Raw genomic sequence first — 18,273 nt, 5'->3', positions numbered from 1 at the left:
AGGAGCCATGAATCATGCGCCTCGCTACTTCCAATATGTTCGACGCCAGCATTGCCAATTTGCAGCGTCGCCAGCAAAAGCTCCAGGAAACACAGGGTCAGCTCACCTCCGGCAAGCGCATCGCCCAGGCCAGCGATGACCCAACCGGCGCCGCGCGCGCCGAGCGTGCTTTGGTCAGCATCGGCCGCGTCGATGCCAATCAGCGCGCCCTGGAAGCCAGCCGCAACAGCATGATCCTGAGTGAATCAGCGCTGGGCGATGCCGGCGAGTTGATGCAACAAATGCGTGAAGCCATGATGGCCGCAGGCAATGCCAGCTACAGCGATTCCGAACGCGCCGGCCTGGCCAACAAGATCGCCGGCCTGCGCGATCAACTGCTCACCATTGCCAACCGCAGCGACGGCGCCGGCGGCTTTTTGTTCGGCGGCCAAGGCTCGGGCACGCCACCATTTCTGGACCAGAACGGCGGCGTCACCTTCACCGGTGTTGGCGGCAGCATTCAGACCGGTAATATGGACAACTTCGCCCTCACCATCGACGGCGATCAGGCCTGGCAGCAAGCCCGCTCGGGCAATGGCAGCTTCGTCACCGGCCCAAATGGCAATACCGCTGGCGCGAGCACGCCACCAAAGGGCTGGATCGACAGCGGCCGGGTCACCAACCCCGGCCTGCTGACCGGCAATAACTACAACATCGTGATCAGCGGCACTGCGCCTGCGCAGACCATCGCTGTCACCAATACCGACACCGGCGCCGCCGTGCCGCTGGATGGCAACCCCACGGGCACGTTCACCCCCGGCAAGGGCATCAGCTTTGATGGCATGGCCATGACCATCTCGGGCAAGCCGGTGGACGGCGACCAGTTCAGCATCAAACCCTCCAGCAACGACCTCAAGGTCTTCGACGTGCTGGACAAGGCGGTGGCCGAGTTGCGCGCGCCTTTACGTGGGCAGGCGGAGATCTCGCAGTCCAACTCCAACCGCATCCGCGACCTCGACGCGGTGATGAGCAATCTGCAAAATGTGCGCAGCCAGGTCGGCGAGCGCATGAATAATCTGGACGGCACCGAAACCCGTATGGCCGCCCTCAAGCAATACAACAAGTCCGAGCAATCGGCGGCCGAAGACCTGGACATGACTCAGGGCATCTCCGACTTCCAGAACCAGCAAACCGGTTATGACACCGCACTCAAAACCTATGCGATGGTGCAGCGCATGACCCTGTTCCAGTACATCAACGTTTGATCCCCGGGTGAGCCGCCAAACACGGCGGGCCGGCTGGGCATTTGCTTGCTTAGCCCCAGGCACTTAGCCCGACACCGAATTCGACCCAGGCCACGGCCACTTTTTCTCTTCGAGCACAGGACTCATGAACTACTCACATTTGGGTGCAGTCGCACTCGCTTACGCCCCTCTGATCGATGCCCAACGCATGGTCACCGCCACCCGCCTGACGGTGGTGCCGGTTCGGCCTGATGCCAAGCTCGATGGCGCCGAAGTCCTGGCCTGCCTGAACGAAGTCTGGCCCGCCGGCGGCGGCCAGGTCATCCTGCATGTGCTGAGCGAAAGCCTGCTGCTTGAGTTGCTGGGGACCGAACTGCCGGCCCATGTGCAACTGGAAGTGCCGGCCTTTATGTGCAGCGATGCCGCAGTGGCCGAGCAATTGCAAACGCTGAAGAAAAAGGGCAATGTCCTGCTGCTCAAGGGCGTGCCATCGCAAGGCCTGGCACCTGAGTTGAACGCCTGTTTCAAGCAGGTGGTGCTGGGCCCGGACGACGAGGCCCGTGGCAGCGCGGAGCTCAAGCTGCCGCGTTTGATCAGCGGCCTGCGCAGCGCTGCCGATATTGATGCCGCCTTCAAGCGCGGCGCACAAGGCGTCATGGGCTGGCCCATGCAGGGTGCGTTCGAGCCCGCCCCCGGCGCGCCACGCAGCGATATTCAGGCCGACCTGCAAGTCATCGTCGAGCTGATGTCGCGAGTCGACCAGGACGAAGACATCGAGCGCCTGGAGCAAACCCTCAAGCGCGACCCCAGCCTGGCCTTCAAGCTCTTGCGCTATCTGAACTCGGCCGCCTTCGGCCTGCCGGTTGAGGTGTCATCCTTCCGCCACGCCATCATGCTGCTGGGCTACCCGCGCCTCAAGCGCTGGCTGGCCCTGCTGCTGACGACCGCCAGCAAAGACCACAGCATGCGCCCCATCATGTACGGCGCTCTGCGCCGTGGCCTCTTGATGGAAGAGCTGGCCAAGAGCATGAGCGACAGCGAGCTGCGCGATGAGATGTTCATCTGCGGCCTGTTCTCCCTGCTCGACCATATGCTCAAGCAGCCCTTCGACAAGCTGCTGCAATCGATCCCAATGCCAGAGCGCGTGCGCCAGGCCCTGGTGGACGGCAGCGGCCCCTACCAGCCCTATCTGGCGCTGGTGCAAGCGATCGAGAACGAATCCATCTTCGACATTCGCAGCGCGGCCGAGGGCCTGATGCTGGGTCTGGAAGAAGTCAACCAATGCGTCTTGCGCGCCCTGGCCAAGGCCGCCCAGTTGGAGTGAGCGGCCGACTCCTGCAGCCGCGCGCTCCGGGAGTCGGGGCCGGGGCCGTAAACTCCTCGGCAATGCCAGCCTCCTCCGCCACGCCATCGCCGCTGACCCAGCTCTCGCTGCTGCCCCAGGACTTAGCCGCCCTGCAGGGCTTGCTGGGCTTGGTCAGCGACCCCGTGCTTTTGCTGGGCGAGGCACTCGATGTGCTGGAGGCCAACGCCGCCGCCCAACAGCTGCTGGGCCAAGGCCCGGGCCAGCAAGCCAAGCCCTTGCACAGCTTGCAAACCAGCCATGGTGGCCGCTTGGGCGACTGGCTGCGCCTGGCCAGCCGCGCCATGCAAGACGGCCGCCGCGGCCCGCCAACCCCGGGCCTGAAGCTAGATCACGGCCAACGTGCCTCGCTCACCCTGGTGCCCCTGCAAGCGCAGGAGGAACATGCGGCGCGCTGGCTGCTGCATGTGCGGGCCGAAGAAAAAAACAAGCCCGGTCTGAGCAAACGCCCCGGCCAGCCGGGCAGCGAGAACCCACCAAGCGCCGCCGCTGAAAAGAGTGCTGACGGCGCGCCTGAAGCCTTCAACCCTGCAGCCCACGACGCTCAAGCCGAGCCGCAAGCCCATCAAACCGCCGCCCCGCTGCAAGGCCGTGAGCAAGTGCTGCGCGAGCAAGCCGAACGCACCCAGGCCGAGCTGGCCCAATGGCTGGCGCTCAGCCCGCTGCCCATGGTTTTGTTCGACGCCACCGGCCTACTGCTCAAAAGCAACCGCGCTTTCGCCGAGCTTTGCCTGCAAGTCCCGGTGACCCTGCAGCAGGCCGAGCCGGCCATGCAGCAATTGCTGGGCTGGGAAAACAAGCAAGCCAGCGAACTGCTGAGCCGAGCCAGCGAGCGCGTGCAAACGCAGGCCAGCCTGATCGACCCCGCCGGCCGCACCCGCTGGTTCGCCGGCCGCATCCAGCCGCTGGACAGCTCGGCCGCCAGCAGCAGCCTGCCGCGCCGCTATATGGCGGTGCTGGAGGATCGCAGCGCCGATCAGGAGCGCGATCTGGCCTATCAGCAAATGGACGCGCTGATGGACACCGCCAGCGTGGGCCTGGCCACCTTCGCCCAAGACGCCGGCTGGCTGCGGCCGCGCAGCTCAACGCGTGGCGCCAAGCAACAGGGCGAGGCCCGCCGCAACACCTTGACCGGCCTTCAAGGTGTGGGCCGCGATATCGTCGAGCCCGGCTCGCTGGCCGAGTTTGAACGCCTGCAGCGCGCCCTCAAAAAGGGCGACCGGGTGGAGGTGCGCTACGCCGTGCGCCACCCCGAGCTGGGGCGGCGTTGGCTCTTAACCCGAGTAGAGCCGGGCCAGCTCAGCTCCGGCCAACGCACCACCTCGGTCGTGACCTTGGACGTCACCGCCCAAGCCCAGGCCGAGAACCGCAGCGAGCAGCTGCTGCACGAGTTGCGCACCATCATGGATGGCGCCGGCCTGGGCCTGGCCTATTTCCGCGGCGACAAGCTGCAGCGTTGCAATCACGGCTTCGAACATATGCTGGGGCTGCACGAGCCCATGCCCATCGGCACGCCGGTGGCGCAGATGTTCGCCGCCCTGCCCGAGTTGTCCGCCCAATTGCAAGAAGCCTTGGCCCAAGCCAGCGACGGGCAAGATTTTGAAGCGGAGTTTTTGCAAGTTGGCAGCGAAGCCTCACAGCCGCGCTGGCTGTCCCTGACCCTGCGCCGAGTCGCCCAGGATGCAGATGAGGACGAAGGCAGCCAGCGCCCCGGTGGCAGCAAGAGCAGCGAAACCATTGCCGTCATCAGCGACATCAGCCGCTTGAAGGCGCAGCAGGCCGAATTGGAAGCCCTGGTGCAAGACCGGGAGATGATGTTCAGCCTCTCAGACGTGGGCATCGCCATTCAGCGCAATGGCCGCATCACCCGCGCCAATGACGCATTGGCAGCGCTGACCGGTTACCGCATCCACGAACTCAGCGGCCTGGCTCACCGGGACTTGTTCGAAGATCCGCAGGAGGTCGAGCATTACAGCGAGGCGGTGCAAGAAGACTTGCACAAGCATGGCCTGTGGCGTGGCGAGCGACGCGTGCGCCGGCGTGACGGCACCACCTTGTGGATGCAGATCAGCAAACGCGTGATGCGCCCCGGCGCGCCCGACGAAGGCCTGATCGTCACCTTTGTGAACGTGGACGACCGTTGGCGCGCCCAGCAATCACTGATGCTGCAGACCGAGCGTGAACGCGCCGTGCTGGACTCGGTGCTGGTGGGCATCGTCACCGTGGGACGTGGCGGCATCGAGTGGATGAACCGCTCGGCCCGGCGCATGTTCGGCGGCGACCTGAGCGAGTTCGCAGGCCAGAGCATGAGCATGGTGGCCACACCGGACGCCAAGCACCCCTTCCGCCACACCCATTACCTGGACGAGTTGACCGAAGGCGAGACCGAGGCCTTTGAATGCCGCTTGAAGGCGCTGGACGGGCGCGAGTTCTGGGTCGTGGGCAACGCGGTTGTGACCGGCTCGCGCCATAGCGGCCGCCAACTCACCTACGCCTTGCTGGACATCGACCGGCGCCGCCAGGCCGAGGCGCAGTCTCAGCAGGCGCAGGCCTCGCTGAGTCGCATCATCGAAGCCGCGCCGCTGGCCATCAGCTTGCACGACGCCAAGACCCTGGCCGTGGCTCAGATCAATCATGCCGCCGCTACGCTGGCCGGGCGCAGCGAGCAGTCCTTGCTGGGCGCCAGCCCCGAGGATTTGTTTGGCCGTGAGCAGGGCGAGATCATCCGCCGCGACATGCAAGAGGCTCTGGCGGCAGGCGCCGTGACCCAGCGCGAATACCGCCTGGGCGAAGGCGAGAACATGCGGGTCTGGGACGCACGCTTCTTGCATCTGGCTGGCACCACTGACGGCTCGGAGGCCAATGAAGACGGCTCACCCGAACAATTGCTGCTGGTGGCCAGCGATGTGACCGAGCACCGCGCGGCTGAAGAGGCGCGCCTGCACGCGGCCATCTCCCAACGCGAGTTGCTGGTGCGCGAGGTGCATCACCGCATCAAGAACAATCTACAAGGTGTGGCCGGCCTGCTGCAGCAGATCGCCACACGCCGCCCCGAGGTGGCGCCGGTGATCAGCGAGGCCGTCGGCCAAGTGCATGCGATTGCACAGGTCTACGGCCTGCAAGTCGGCAGCTCCGGCCCGCTGATGGTGCGCCGGGTGATGGAAGCCATCATCGGTTCGGTCCAACGCATGTCGGGCCGCACCATCAACACCGTGATTGAAGGCGAAACGGCTGACCAGTCCTATGCCTGGGCCTTACCGGAAGCCGAATCGATTCCGATTGCGCTCACACTCAACGAATTGCTCACCAACGCCATCAAGCACAGTCCTAACAGCGATGTGCAGTGCACCCTGATCTGCGGCATTGATCAGGTAGCGGTGGAAATCGTCAACCCCGGCCAGCTGCCGCCCGAGTTCAACCTCACGCAAGTGCCCGGCGGCGTCTCGGGCCTTGGCCTGGTACGTGCCCTGCTGCCCCGCCGCAGCGCGGTGCTGAGCCTGAGCCAACGCGGCGACCACGTGGTCTGCCGCGTCGAGTTGCTGCCCCCGAGCGTGAGCTTAGGCGTGGCAGCACCCTGAGTGCGCGCCGCTCGTGGTGCCAGGTTTTGCCTCCCGTCCGCAGCGATTGGCATGATTCACCGCCTGCCCGGCCCCAGCGCCACTCAGACACGAGGGCAAGGGCGCCACAGCCATCAACGCAAGCTCGGTGTTTCAGCGACAATGGACACCGTGAGGTCAGCATTTGCTCGACCCGTTTTTCGCACAGGAACCCCCGCAGGTGAGTAGCAAGGGCAAGATTCTGGTGGTTGACGATGACCGGCTGGTGCTGGCGACCTTGACCTATGGTCTGGCCCAGGCCGGCTTCGAGATCATCGACGCCGACAACGGTGACGACGCTATTTTGCTGGCGCGCGAACATCGGCCGGAACTGGCCCTGCTGGATATCCGCATGGAAGGCATGAGTGGCTTTGATGTCGCCGCCTATCTGCGCGAGTACCTGCAAATCCCCTTCATGTTCTTGTCGGCCTTTGCCGACGAAGAGACCGTGGCCAAGGTGAAAGAGCTGGGCGCCGTGGCCTATCTGGTCAAGCCGCTGGACATTCACCAGATCGTGCCGGCGGTGGAAGCCGCCTTTGCCAAGCGCGGTGCCACACCTGCCCCACAGCCCTTGCGCGGCCCGCTGGGCAAGGCCGCAGCAAATGCCGTGCTGGAGCAGACGGCGGCGCTGGCGGTGGGGATTTTGATGCACCGCTATTCACTCTCGCGGCAACAAGCACTGGCGCGGCTGCAAGCCCTCAGTGACGCCGAAGGCCGCAGCCTAGATGATCAATCGCTGCGCTTGGTCGAGGCCACCGAAATGCTGGCCATGCCCGGGCAACTCAACCCCTGAATCTGCGCTGAGGCACCGCTAGGCTGAGGCGAGCCTAAGTCTTCAATGCACTCCGGGTCAGCGAAGCTTGGCCGTTCAGGCTGGCAATGTGAAGTAAAACTTGGCACCGGCGCCGACTTCAGATTCGGCCCACACTTCCCCACCGTGGCGGCGCACGATCCGCCGCACCGAGGCCAGACCCACACCGGTGCCCTGGAAGTCACTGGCGCTGTGCAAGCGCTGGAACACGCCGAACAAGCGGTCGGCATAGCGCATATCAAAACCCGCGCCGTTGTCGCTGATGCGGAAGATCCAAGGGCCCGGGCCATCCCGCTGCGCCTCGAAGCGGATCTCAGCCTGCTCGCACTTGCTGCTGTACTTCCAAGCATTGCCCAGCAAGTTCTCCAGCACCATGCGCAACAAGACCGGGTCGCCCTGCGTCGTCATCAGGGGCTGGATGTGAACCGTGACCTTGCGCTGCGGCGCGCTACGCTGCAACTCATCCAGCACCAAATCCGCCAATTGCGACAGATTGACCGGCTGGCGCGCCAAGGGCTGCGAGGACAACTGGCTCAGCGACAGCAGCGAATCAATCATGCTATTCATGCGTGAGGCCGCGCCCATCACCCGGTCGAGATGGTCGTTGCCAATTCGGTCCAGCAAGCGGCCGTAGTCCTCTTTCAAAATACGGGCAAAGCCCTCCACCACACGCAGCGGCGCACGCAAATCATGCGAGACGGTGTAACTGAACGAGGCCTGCTCCTGCGCCTCAAAGGCCTGCGCTTGTAGCTGAGACTGCAGCTGTGATTGCAATAGATTCGCCTGCGCCTGCTCGCTCACTTGCTTCTGCGTCTGAGCTTGGGCCAACATCACGGCGGCACCGGCGGCCATGGCCTGCTCATCAATCACCGCCAGCTTCTTGGCCACCCCTTGGTAGCCCTGGAACTGCCCTTGCTCATCCCAACAAGCCAGGCCGAGCAAGTCCCAGTTGCCGCCGTCACCAGCAAGCGCCTGCACCCGGCAGTCGATTTCGGCAGGCTGCTGCTTCAGCAAGGCTTGCAGCCCCTCAGCGTCGGCAGAGCCCTCGAGGCTCAGCAAGCCAAAGCGCTCCCAGCAGGGCTGTCCGGTAGCCGGCAAGGGTTCGGCACCATTGACATGCCAACTCAGCAAACGGTGTTGTGGGTCACTGTGCCAGCGGCCATCAGCCTGCTTGGCCAGCAACTGTTCCCAGCGCTGGTTCTGCGCCCGCAGCACACCCAGGCTGTGGCCGAGGGCCTGCCGCGTTAGCTGCCGGCTCAGGTAAAACGCGGCGCCAGCCACGAGGACCAAGATCAGCAAGCCGAACCATGCCAGCAACATCACATGCCCGAAACCCGCACCCGGCCCCTGGCTCATCGCCAAACCCAAAGCCAGCGGCCCCGGCAAAAGGCTTGCCAGCGCGAGCAATAGAAAGGGGATTTTGGGCCTCCAGGCCCTGGAGTGCGCGGTGTGGTGAGCATCACGGACACTGTTCATGAGCGGCATTGTAAGGATCATGTGCAGCCCCAAACCAAGCTCAAGCGCGACACGCGCCGCCCCGTGAAGCCGGTTGGCACAAGAGCTTGGCGCCAAAGCGCCAAGAAAGGCACGGAAACACCCCAAATTCCCTGGGCTGACAGGCCGATATCGCTATGACTATCAAGCTACATTGCAGCTTGCAGTTCTGTTTTTAAAAAAATAACTCGCATGGCTTGTGGCTGCGCGCACATTCCCGGTGTTTTTGGCACCGGACCTCAAAAGCCCAGCCCCACGCCCCTGCGAACCTAACTAACGCTCAGCACGCCTTTTGAACATGCAGCCGCGTCCCTTGCCAGAATCTTCGTCACCTGACCGTAGCAGCGAATGGACCGTTCCCGAAGGTCTCGACGCGCAAGCGCTTGAGCGCCTGTTTGAGCTCGACCCGGATGGCAGCAACAAACTGGTGGAGCGGGTGATCGAGGCCTATTTGAAGTCCCTGGATCGGCTGCTGCCGGACCTGCAGCAGGCCCGCGCCCCCGAAATGGACCTCAATGTGGTTCGTCACGTCAGCCATACCCTGAAGTCTTCGTCGGCCAGCTTGGGCGCGTTGAAGGCCTCCGCCTTGTGCGCCGAGGTCGAATTGATGGCTCGGAATGGTGAAACTGGCGGCCTAGCAGCGAAACTAGACGATATGCTTGCAGAGCTTGCTCAGGTGAAGCAGGCCTTGTCGACGATGCGCATGCCGGGGCCCCAATGATTTCAGTTGGCACATTGCACGATGACGGTGATCCGAAGCAACCCAAGGTGCTCTTGGTTGATGACGATGAAGTCAATCTGCTGCTGACCGCCTCGGCCCTGCGCAGCCGCGACTTCGAGGTCAGCGTGGCTCACGGTGGCCAGCAAGCCCTGGACATGATGGCGCAGAGCGCGCCCGACATCATCGTGCTGGACGCCATGATGCCGGAGATGGACGGCTTCGAAACCTGCCGCCGCCTGCGCGAGTTACCCGGTTTCGAATCCACCCCGGTGCTGATGTTGACCGGCCTCGATGATGAGGCCTCCATCAATCTGGCCTACCAGGTCGGTGCCACCGATTTCTTCGTCAAGTCGCCGCAATGGAGCTTGCTGTCCGGGCGGCTGCGCTATTTGCTGCGCTCATCCCGCACCCGTATCGAGCTTGAGCGCAGCAAGGCCAAGCTGGCGCGCGCGCAAGACCTGGCCCGCATGGGCAGCTTCGAGTGGCAGCAGCAACGCGGCTTTCATCTGGCCGCCGAGGCCTTGCGTGTGTTTGGCCGCGGCCCGGCCGAGCGGCTTGATTTCATCGGCGTGATGCGCATGGTGCCACATGAGGAGCGGGTTTTGTTCCTGCGCCTGCTGCGCGATGTGCTGGCACACAACTCGGTGCTGGTCACCGATTTGGCCGTGACCTTGCAGGACGGCCGCCAACGCGTCGTCCACATCGAGGCCGAACCCGAGTTCAACGAACAAGGCAATGCCAACGGCTACACCGGCGTGATGCAGGATGTGACCGACCGCCGCCAGGCTGAGGACCGCATCCGCCAGCTGGCGCATTTCGACGCCCTCACCGGCCTGCCGAACCGGCGCCAGCTGATCTGGCGGGTGGAACGTGCCATCGAGCAGGCCCGCCGCGGCAGCCACGAAGTGGGCCTGCTGCTGATTGACCTGGACCGCTTCAAGATCATCAACGACACCCTGGGCCACCAAGCCGGTGACGAATTGCTGGTGGAAGTGGGCCGCCGCCTGCGCGCCTGCGTGCGCCACTCAGACCAAGTCATGGAAGGCATGCTGGAGACCGTCGGCGGGCGCTCGCATCGCTCGCTCGAAGCCGTGGGCCGACTGGGCGGCGACGAGTTCGTCGCCCTGCTGCCCGAGATCGCTGACGAACGCGATGCCGAGCGCGTTGCCGGAAGGGTGCTCGAAGCCCTGCGTGAGCCCATCTTCATCTCCGGCCAGGAGTGTTTTGTCACGGCCAGCGTGGGCATTGCCATCTACCCGCGCGATGGCCTGACCATGGCGGATCTGCTGCGCAATTCCGACGTGGCCATGTACGCGGTGAAGTCGCAAGGCCGCAATGCGGCCGCGCTCTACACGCCGCAGCTGGCCGGCCAGGGACGCGAGAAGCTGGAGCTGGAAAGCGCCCTGCACAAGGCACTGGAACGCGGCGAGATCGTGCTGCACTACCAGCCCAAGATCGATGTGCGTGGCGCGCGCATGGTGGGTGCCGAGGCCTTGATGCGCTGGAAGCGCGGCGACAAGCTAATCTCCCCTGCCGATTTCATCCCGCTGGCCGAAGAAACCGGCCTGATCGTGCCGCTGTCGGAATGGGCGATCAAGGAAGCCGCCCGCCAAGCCAAGATCTGGCAGCTCAACTTCGGCTTTTCCGACTCCATCGCGGTCAATCTGCCCAGCCGCATGTTCGAACGCTCCGATCTGGTCGAGCACATCCACCAATGCGTCAGCAGCTACGGTGTGCCGCACCGCTCCATTCAACTGGAGATCACCGAAAACAATCTGATGAAGGATTTGCAGAAGGTCATTCCGGCCCTGCACCGCCTCAATGAAGTAGGCGTCGAAATCTCCATCGATGACTTCGGCACCGGCTATTCCTCGCTGGCCTATCTGACCACCCTGCCGATCTCGGAGGTCAAGATCGACCGCACTTTTGTGCGCGACCTGGGCATCACGCCGCAAAGCTCGGCCGTTGTCACCGCCATCATCGCCCTGGCACGCGCCATGGGCCTGCGCGTGATCGCCGAAGGCGTGGAGACCCTGCGTCAGATGGATGTCTTGCACCGCCTGGGCTGCAGCCTGATGCAGGGCTTTTTGTTCAGCAAGCCGCTGCCCCCCGAGGAGGTGGAGCTGTGGCTGGCGCAGACCGTGCTGCCGCGCAAAGCGCCCTGGATCGCGCGGGCCGACGCTGAGGCGCAAGAACTGCGAGACATTGAACCTGGCAATGGCACGCACCGCCCACAGGGCGGTCGCCGTTGAACAAAAAAGTTAGAGTAAAAGGTCCTAGTCATGGATGAGCGACGCAGCTCCCGCGCGCCCGCCGGCGCCACCAGCGCCCAGATCGCCAAAGCCGCTTTTCTGCGCCTGGCCCAAGCGCAACTGGAGCCCACGCCCGAGAATTACGCCCGCGCCTACGCCGTGGAGTCGGGTACCGAGGCCACACCAGCCGCTTTACCAGAGCGCGCCCAGACACTGCTTACCAAGCTGCTCGCATTGGGTGTGAGCGGCAGCCAGGCCCGCCTTGATCTGCAGGTGTGCGTGCGCGAATCGCGCTGGGACGAGGCGCTGCGCCAAGTCGAGCGCCTGCAACAAACCGTCGGCCCTGTCGCGCAAGCTGAGGCTCTGGCCCAGGTGCTGGAGCGCCTGATCCGCGGGCTGGAGCGCGGCGGCCGCCAGTGGACCGTGGCACGCAAAAAAGACGGCTTGCAGCGCGTGCTGGAAGGCAATCGCAGCGACAGCCAGCGCTTGATCAAGCGCCTGCAACAGTTGGTGGCCAGCTGGGACTCTGACGTGGCCGACAGCAGCATCGCCACCTCGGATGACGCCGGCGGCACGCCCAGCCAGTTCTTCATGGATGAAGATGCTGGCCTGTCCAATTTCGGCGCCGAGGCCGATGAGCCCTTTGAGCCAGCCTCTCCGTCCAGCGCGACCAGCCCGGCCGCAGACGCCGCCCAGTGGCCGCAAATTGAATCCAGCCTGCACGCCACCGTGCAGCACGCCCTGCAGAGCCCCGAGGGCTATGCGGACGAATTGATGGGCGAGCTCAAGGCCGCGCAGCTGCAACTTCAAGTGCAAGGCGTCAGCCCGCAAGCCGCTGCCCAGATGGAGCAGCTGTGTCAGCGCGCCCGCCACCTGCTGGATCACCGCCAGCATATGTTCACCGAGCTGGGCCAGCTATGCCGTGAATTGAGCGCCAGCTTGGTTGATTTGGCGGAAGACGACTCCTGGGCGCGCGGCCAGTGCGAGGCCATGAACAACACGCTGGAGCAAGGCCTGAGCGGCCGCGGCGTGCGCTCCGTCACCGAGATGCTGGGCGGCACGCGAGAACGCCAGCGCGCTCTGCGAGAGGATCGCAAAAAGGCCCGTGATTCGCTCAAGTCCATGATCCACCAAATGCTGGCCGAGCTCGGTGAGTTGGGCCAGCACACCGACCGTTTCCAGAGCAGCGTCGGCCGCTATGCCGAGGTGATCGAAAAGGCGGATAGCCTGGAGAGCCTGGCAGGCGTGGTGCGCGAGATGGTGGAGGAAAGCCGCAGCGTGCAGTCCCTGGTGCAGCAAACCCAAGCGCGCTTGAGCAGCGAACATGACAAGGCCAATAGCCTGAGCCAGCGCGTCGAAGCGCTGGAAGGCGAGTTGCTACGACTCTCCAACGAGGTGCAAACCGATCAGCTGACGCAGATCGCCAACCGCCGGGGCTTGCTTGCCGCCTTCGCTACCGAGCAAGCCAAGCTTGAGCGCGACAGTGGTGACGCCGTCAGCGAGGGCGATACCCAACGCATCGCCCTGGCCTTGCTGGACATCGACAACTTCAAAAAGCTCAATGACAGCTTGGGCCACGGCGCCGGCGATGTGGCGCTGAAGTCTTTGGCCGAACGGGTGCAGGCTTCGCTGCGCCCCGGTGACCTAGTGGCGCGTTACGGCGGCGAAGAGTTCGTACTGATGCTGCCGCGCACCCCCATCGAGGAAGCCCAGGCCGTGCTGCAACGCCTGCAGCGCGCGCTCTCGGCCAGCTTATTCATGCACGAAGGTCGGGATGTGTTCGTCACCTTCTCGGCCGGCGTGACGCTGTACCGAGCCGGGGAAACGCTGGAGGCCGCCCTGGACCGCGCCGATGTGGCGCTGTACGAAGCCAAGCACACCGGCAAGAACAGGGCTTGCGTGGCGCCTTGAGGGACTGCCCGAGCGGCAGCTTAATGACGGGAGGCCGCTGCAACAGCGGAGTCGGCCATGAGCGCATCAACGCAACAGCGGCGCGCCGAGCTTAGAAGTTGAACGCCAGGCGCAGCCCGCCCCAATGCCTGCCGCCCACCACGATGGGCGCAGACACCTCCTTCAAGAGCACGAACTTGCCCCCGCCCATATCGCGCCGATAGGTCTGCAACAAAAAAGGCCGCTGGTTGCGCGCCGAGACCAGGCCGGTGCGGTCATTGAAGATGCGCCGGTAGCGGCTATTGGCGGTGTTCCACACCACATCACCGGCACGCTGCGGCTGGCAATACTTCTTGTTGTGAGCGGCCACATAACCGTTGCGGTCCACGGCAATGCAATAGACCACCTTGTCGCTGAAATCGAGCATGCGCTCTTGAACCGCCGGGAACAGTCGGTCGGCCAGCGCCACGAACTGAGTCAGATGCTGGGCCGGATTGCTGCCCGGTATGGCTTGATAGTGTTCATCAAACAACTGGGCCAGCTGAATGTCGCCGCGCTGCAGGGCCTGGGCCAACAAACCGGCGATTTCCGCCGCGGCTTGCTGTGCGGCCTGGATAAAAGGCGCGTCCTCGACCTCCACGCCAGAGTCGGCGATCTGCTCGATCACCTGCTCCGAGAGTCTCAAGAATCGGTCGCTGCAGGAAAACGCGGCGTCCAGCTTGACCATGGCTTGCTGAATCTCGCGCTCTAAATCCGCCACTCGGCCACCCAGAGCGCCGATGGTCTTCTCGCTTTGCTCGGCCGAGGTATTGATCTGCCCCACATCCGCCTGCACTTGTGCAAACGCTTGATGAATGGCACTGCGGTTGGCGTGGCCGGGGTCATTGCGCAACTCGCGGCTGAAGGCCTCGATGCGTGTGTCCAGTGCGGACACCGTACCCATGATGGCTTTGGATGAGTTTTCCACTTGTCCGGCCAAAGCCTTGACGGCATCGGCCACGACACCAAAACCGCGCCCGGCCTCGCCGGCTCGCCGCGCCTCGACCGAGGCATTGAAGGCGACCAAGCGCGTCTGCAGGGCAATTTTTGTGATCTCGGACGCCGCGTCCGAGACCTGGTGCAAGGTTTGAACAATGCCGCCGACTTCATTGCCAACGCCGTCCAGCGCCTGGCTGGCGCGCACCACGGCGGCTCCGGATTGGGTGGTTGAACGACTGATGGCCGATTGCGCTTCGCGCACCGAGGCCAGATCCTGCGACAAGGCACCCATGGCCTCGGCTTGGGCAAGCACGACTTTTTGCGTGTCTTCCAAGAGCCCGCGCACCTCGGCGGCGTCTTTGCCAACGTTGGAAATGGCGCGGGAGATCTGCTGCACCACCTGCTTCATGGCCGCAGCGGTGCCGCTCGCAGAGGTACTCAATTCAGAGGGGGCTTGTGCTGCCGACTGGGCTGCGGCTGGGCCATTCGGCCGGGGTGTCCACCAGAACCGCATCAATCTGCCCTCACTTGATTGCTTGCTTACTTGCTTGCACAAACCGCTGGCGGTGGCTCTCGGGCGACGCTGCCAGCCTTTGTTTCAGACCTTGTTCGCCGAACTCACCAATCGCGCAACTTCACCCGCAGGCGGGCAATGGCTTGGCTATGCAACTGGCAAACCCGCGATTCGGTGACCTTCAAGACTACCGCAATCTCTTTCAGATTCATATCGTGCTCGTAGTACATGCTCATCATGAACTGCTCGCGCTCGGGCAGGTTCTTGATGGCTGCCACCAGGGCCTCGCGCATGCGATGGTCCTGCAGCTTGAGCATCGGGTTGTTGCTGTGATCGGCTACGTGGCGATCCAGGAAGTCTTCATCACCTTCGTCACCGGACATATCTTCCAGGTAGACCAGCTGGGTGCCGCGCACCTTGCCGAGCAACTCCTGATAGTCGGCGAGGCTCACGCCCATCTCGGCGGCAATTTCGCTTTCGGCCGGGGCGCGACCGAGCTTTTGCTCCAGCTTGCGCACGGCGCCTTCGATATCGCGTTGCTGGCGGCGGGTGCCGCGGCTCATCCAGTCACCACCGCGCAGCTCATCGAGCATGGCGCCGCGGATGCGCTGGGTGGCGAAGGTTTCGAACTGCACGCCCTGACCCACGTCGAAGCGCGAGAGCGCGTCGGTCAGGCCGATCAGGCCGACCTGGATCAGGTCGTCGATTTCGATATTGGCGGGCAGCTTGGCGATCATCTGGTGGGCCAAGCGGCGCACCAACGGGCTGTACTGTTTGATGAGGGAGGAGTTATCGAGGCGGCCTTTGGCGGTATACATCTTCAGCTCCAGCTGCAATCAGTAAATGGCGGCGACGGCCGGGCGAGCGACGGTGCGGGCAGGCTGTGGCGCCGAGGGGCGCATCAGCGAGCGGGCCACGGGCCGCAAGGGGCTGGCATCGACCGAAGCCTCCAGCGCCGCACCCGGAGGGGCGGCCATCAGCAACTCACGCGCCAGATGGCGCACTTCAGTCGAAATCGGGGCGCTGCTCGGTGTGCGTGGGTCCAGGCAAGCCCAGTCACGCAGCACCGCGCCAAGGAAACCATCGGCACAGCTGCTCAGTTGTTCGGCAATCCGCTCCGACATGCGTAGCTGCGGCGAGCAAGCCATCAGCAGGCTGTAAACCATCAGACCGGCACGTCCGGCCAACCACTTCATGCCAGCATAAGCGTGGGTGACGCTGTTGGCATCGGTATCAGCCAGCAAAACCGGGCGCACTTCACGCAGCGCGACCACACGGGCCAACTCCGCCGCACTGGCGTGCAGCAGCACCACATCGGCTTGCGGCGCGGCTTCGGTCACCACTTCAAGAAACTGTGCGGCCGAGCCCTTGGCATTGATGTAGCGCATCGGCAGGCCACGGGCGGCCAAGTAGGAGACGTCTTTGGACAAGCTCTCCACACAAGCGCCCAGGTCCACCGAGGCCAGCTCGGACGGCGTGGGCGCGGACTCGGCGGCATCCACCACCAGAGTATGCAAACCCAGTTCGGCAAAAGCCGCGCAAAGACCTTCCAGGAGCACGCCCGCACCCATGACATGCGGATTGCTGACCACTGGAATAAAGCGCACCCGCGAGCTGGCAAACAGCCGGCGCAGGCCATGGGCCTGATCTTGCGGGGCAAGGGTATGAGGATTGACGTCGCGCATCATGATGGCTGGGATCCCAGGTTTGGTCTAGTGCGTGCCCATAGCGGCGGCACTGCGGGGGCTGAGCGCTGGCCCACCGGCAAAAATCAGATTCACATCGGCACTGTCCATGCGCCAAGCGCCGGCGGCTTGGCTGCGCAAGGCGCGCTGCACCAGAGCCTGAGCCGACAGGCGATGCCAGTCTTCCGGCACGCGCTGGCCATTGGTCACGCCCAGCACGCGCAGCTTGTGGCGGATCAGGGTGTCCAGGGCGGGCGCGAGTTTGACGGCTTCGTCGATCTTGGAGAGCACCACGCCTTGGCACTCATGTGCGCGCCAGGCGGTCACCACATCTTCAATCGTTTCGCCCTGCTGTGCGGCGTTGACGACCAGGATCTTGGTGATGCTGCGGTGTGCCAGCATGTCCAGCAATTCATTGGTGCGGCTGTCGCGCTGGGCCATGCCGGCGGTGTCGATCAAGACCATCTTCTTGGCCGACAGCAAGTCGAGCAAATCTTCCAGCGAGCTGCGGTCATGCGCGGTATGCACCGGCACGCCGAGGATGCGGCCGTAGGCGCGCAGTTGCTCGTGAGCACCAACCCGATACGCGTCCAGCGTGATCAGGCCCAGCTGCGCCGCACCGTGGCGGGTGGCAAAGGCGGCAGCCAGCTTGGCGGTAGTCGTCGTCTTGCCCACGCCGGTAGAGCCGATCAGGGCGAACACACCGCCCTGCTCTTCCAGTGCCGGCATGGCCTCACCGGTGAGCAGATTGCGTGACAACACGTTGGCGGCCCAGCTGGTTTCGTCGGCGGTTTCGCCGTGCGCACCGGGCTTGAATTCGTTCGGGCAACCTTCGACCAGCTTGCGCACCAGGGCGGGCGAGAAGCCCACTTCCAGCATCTTCTGGGTCAGGCGGGCCTGGGTCGGCTGGCGTTGCAGCTTTTCCATGAAGGCCAGGGCGCCGAAGCGCTCTTCAATCAAGCCCTTCATGCTGCGCAGCTCGTTCATCATGTCTTGCTGATCGCGGCGGCCGCGGCCGGGCAGATCAGGCAGCTCGGCGCCCATGGCGGCCAGGCCGCTGAGTTCTTGGGCGGCGGCAGGCATGCGGATCTCATCGCGCAGCACCGGCGGTGTGCGGCGGGCAGCAGGCGCGGCAGCGGCCGGGGCGGCTTCCACCGGACGGCGCGGCTGCATGGCTTGCAAAGCTGCCTGAGCGCGCTGCTGGCGCGCGGCGGCCAGATTGCTGACGCCGGGCTGCTCAACGGCCGGCTCGGGCTGCAGGGCCAAGGGGTCGGGCAGGCCATCAATCTCGGCCTGGCGGCGCTTGAGCACGCGCTCGCGCACATAGTCCTGGAAGGACAAGGTGCTCATCGCCAGGGTTTCAACATCCTGGCCCACGTCATCGGCCGGGTCGTTGTAGCCAAAGCTCGGTTCGCTGCGCTGCTGCAACTGGCTGCCTTGCTGACCGGCGCGAGCTGCAAAGCTCTTGCCTGCGGGGGCCGCAGACATAGGTGCCGGCTGGGCGGTATTGGGGGCACCGGCCGGGCGGGCTTGCACACGGCCGGGCGAGCTGATGCGGGGCGCTGTGGCGGCCACACGCTCGATCTGCGACATGCCCTCGGGCGCCATGGCCAGCACTTCCACGCCTTCGGCGCATGGCTTGTTGGACAGCACCACCGCATCATCGCCAAAAGCCTTGCGCACCAGGGCCATGGCTTCGCGGGAATTGCGGGCAGTAAAGCGTTTCACGTTCATAAGGCCTCCTGC

12 protein-coding genes are annotated in these 18,273 nt (G+C 64.4%); 7 read left to right on the top strand and 5 right to left on the bottom strand.

Annotated features, from left to right (window positions below):
- Window positions 1-14: 14 nt before the first annotated feature.
- The 4 genes from flgL to AT984_RS04685 all read left to right on the top strand — a co-directional run bounded on the left by flgL (window position 15) and on the right by AT984_RS04685 (window position 6,975).
- Window positions 15-1,244: a flagellar hook-associated protein FlgL gene (flgL, locus tag AT984_RS04700; protein WP_082679789.1), complete on the top strand. Its 1,230-nt coding sequence runs from the start codon at window positions 15-17 to the stop codon at window positions 1,242-1,244.
- Window positions 1,245-1,368: 124 nt separating this feature from the next.
- Window positions 1,369-2,547 carry an EAL and HDOD domain-containing protein gene (locus tag AT984_RS04695; RefSeq protein ID WP_058719102.1) on the top strand — a complete coding sequence of 393 codons (1,179 nt, stop codon included), beginning with the start codon at window positions 1,369-1,371 and terminating at the stop codon, window positions 2,545-2,547.
- A 62-nt stretch (window positions 2,548-2,609) separates the two neighbouring features.
- Complete coding sequence (locus tag AT984_RS04690) at window positions 2,610-6,164, top strand: PAS domain S-box protein (protein ID WP_058719101.1); 3,555 nt, start codon at window positions 2,610-2,612, stop codon at window positions 6,162-6,164.
- 199 nt (window positions 6,165-6,363) lie between these two features.
- Window positions 6,364-6,975 (top strand): response regulator, encoded by a 612-nt coding sequence (locus tag AT984_RS04685; protein ID WP_058722088.1) that lies wholly within the window; start codon window positions 6,364-6,366, stop codon window positions 6,973-6,975.
- 75 nt (window positions 6,976-7,050) lie between these two features.
- Here the strand turns inward: AT984_RS04685 and AT984_RS04680 are convergent, their stop codons facing one another.
- On the bottom strand, window positions 7,051-8,469 hold the full coding sequence (locus AT984_RS04680; protein ID WP_156421900.1) for a sensor histidine kinase: 1,419 nt from the start codon (window positions 8,467-8,469) through the stop codon (window positions 7,051-7,053).
- Window positions 8,470-8,785: 316 nt separating this feature from the next.
- Here AT984_RS04680 and AT984_RS04675 point away from each other — a divergent pair, with 316 nt between their 5' ends.
- From AT984_RS04675 to AT984_RS04665, 3 genes are read left to right on the top strand one after another with little or no spacing between them, the layout of a single operon-like run.
- Entirely contained in the window at window positions 8,786-9,208 is a 423-nt protein-coding gene (locus AT984_RS04675; RefSeq protein WP_082679787.1) for an Hpt domain-containing protein, read from the top strand.
- Window positions 9,209-9,255: 47 nt separating this feature from the next.
- Complete coding sequence (locus AT984_RS04670; RefSeq protein ID WP_231741524.1) at window positions 9,256-11,460, top strand: putative bifunctional diguanylate cyclase/phosphodiesterase; 2,205 nt, start codon at window positions 9,256-9,258, stop codon at window positions 11,458-11,460.
- Window positions 11,461-11,490: 30 nt separating this feature from the next.
- Window positions 11,491-13,371, top strand: coding sequence for a GGDEF domain-containing protein (locus AT984_RS04665; protein WP_058719098.1), 1,881 nt, complete (start codon window positions 11,491-11,493; stop codon window positions 13,369-13,371).
- Window positions 13,372-13,462: 91 nt separating this feature from the next.
- On the opposite strand, the gene AT984_RS04660 is transcribed toward AT984_RS04665, so the two are convergent.
- From AT984_RS04660 to flhF, 4 genes are all read right to left on the bottom strand, one after another.
- Window positions 13,463-14,770 (bottom strand): methyl-accepting chemotaxis protein, encoded by a 1,308-nt coding sequence (locus AT984_RS04660; RefSeq protein ID WP_231741523.1) that lies wholly within the window; start codon window positions 14,768-14,770, stop codon window positions 13,463-13,465.
- A 176-nt stretch (window positions 14,771-14,946) separates the two neighbouring features.
- The gene (locus AT984_RS04655) at window positions 14,947-15,660 is read right to left on the bottom strand and encodes an RNA polymerase sigma factor FliA (RefSeq protein ID WP_058722086.1); all 714 of its coding nucleotides are present in this window, start codon (window positions 15,658-15,660) and stop codon (window positions 14,947-14,949) included.
- 18 nt (window positions 15,661-15,678) lie between these two features.
- Window positions 15,679-16,530, bottom strand: coding sequence for a MinD/ParA family ATP-binding protein (locus tag AT984_RS04650; RefSeq protein ID WP_058719096.1), 852 nt, complete (start codon window positions 16,528-16,530; stop codon window positions 15,679-15,681).
- 24 nt (window positions 16,531-16,554) lie between these two features.
- A complete protein-coding gene (flhF, locus tag AT984_RS04645; RefSeq protein WP_058719095.1) occupies window positions 16,555-18,261 on the bottom strand; it encodes a flagellar biosynthesis protein FlhF in 1,707 nt (568 codons plus the stop codon).
- Window positions 18,262-18,273: the final 12 nt, after the last annotated feature.

The sequence above is a fragment of the Paucibacter sp. KCTC 42545 genome (genome assembly GCF_001477625.1).
Taxonomy (GTDB): domain Bacteria; phylum Pseudomonadota; class Gammaproteobacteria; order Burkholderiales; family Burkholderiaceae_C; genus Paucibacter_A.
The sequence above is the reverse complement of the archived record's forward strand: the minus strand, read 5'-3'. Positions and strand labels throughout refer to the sequence as shown.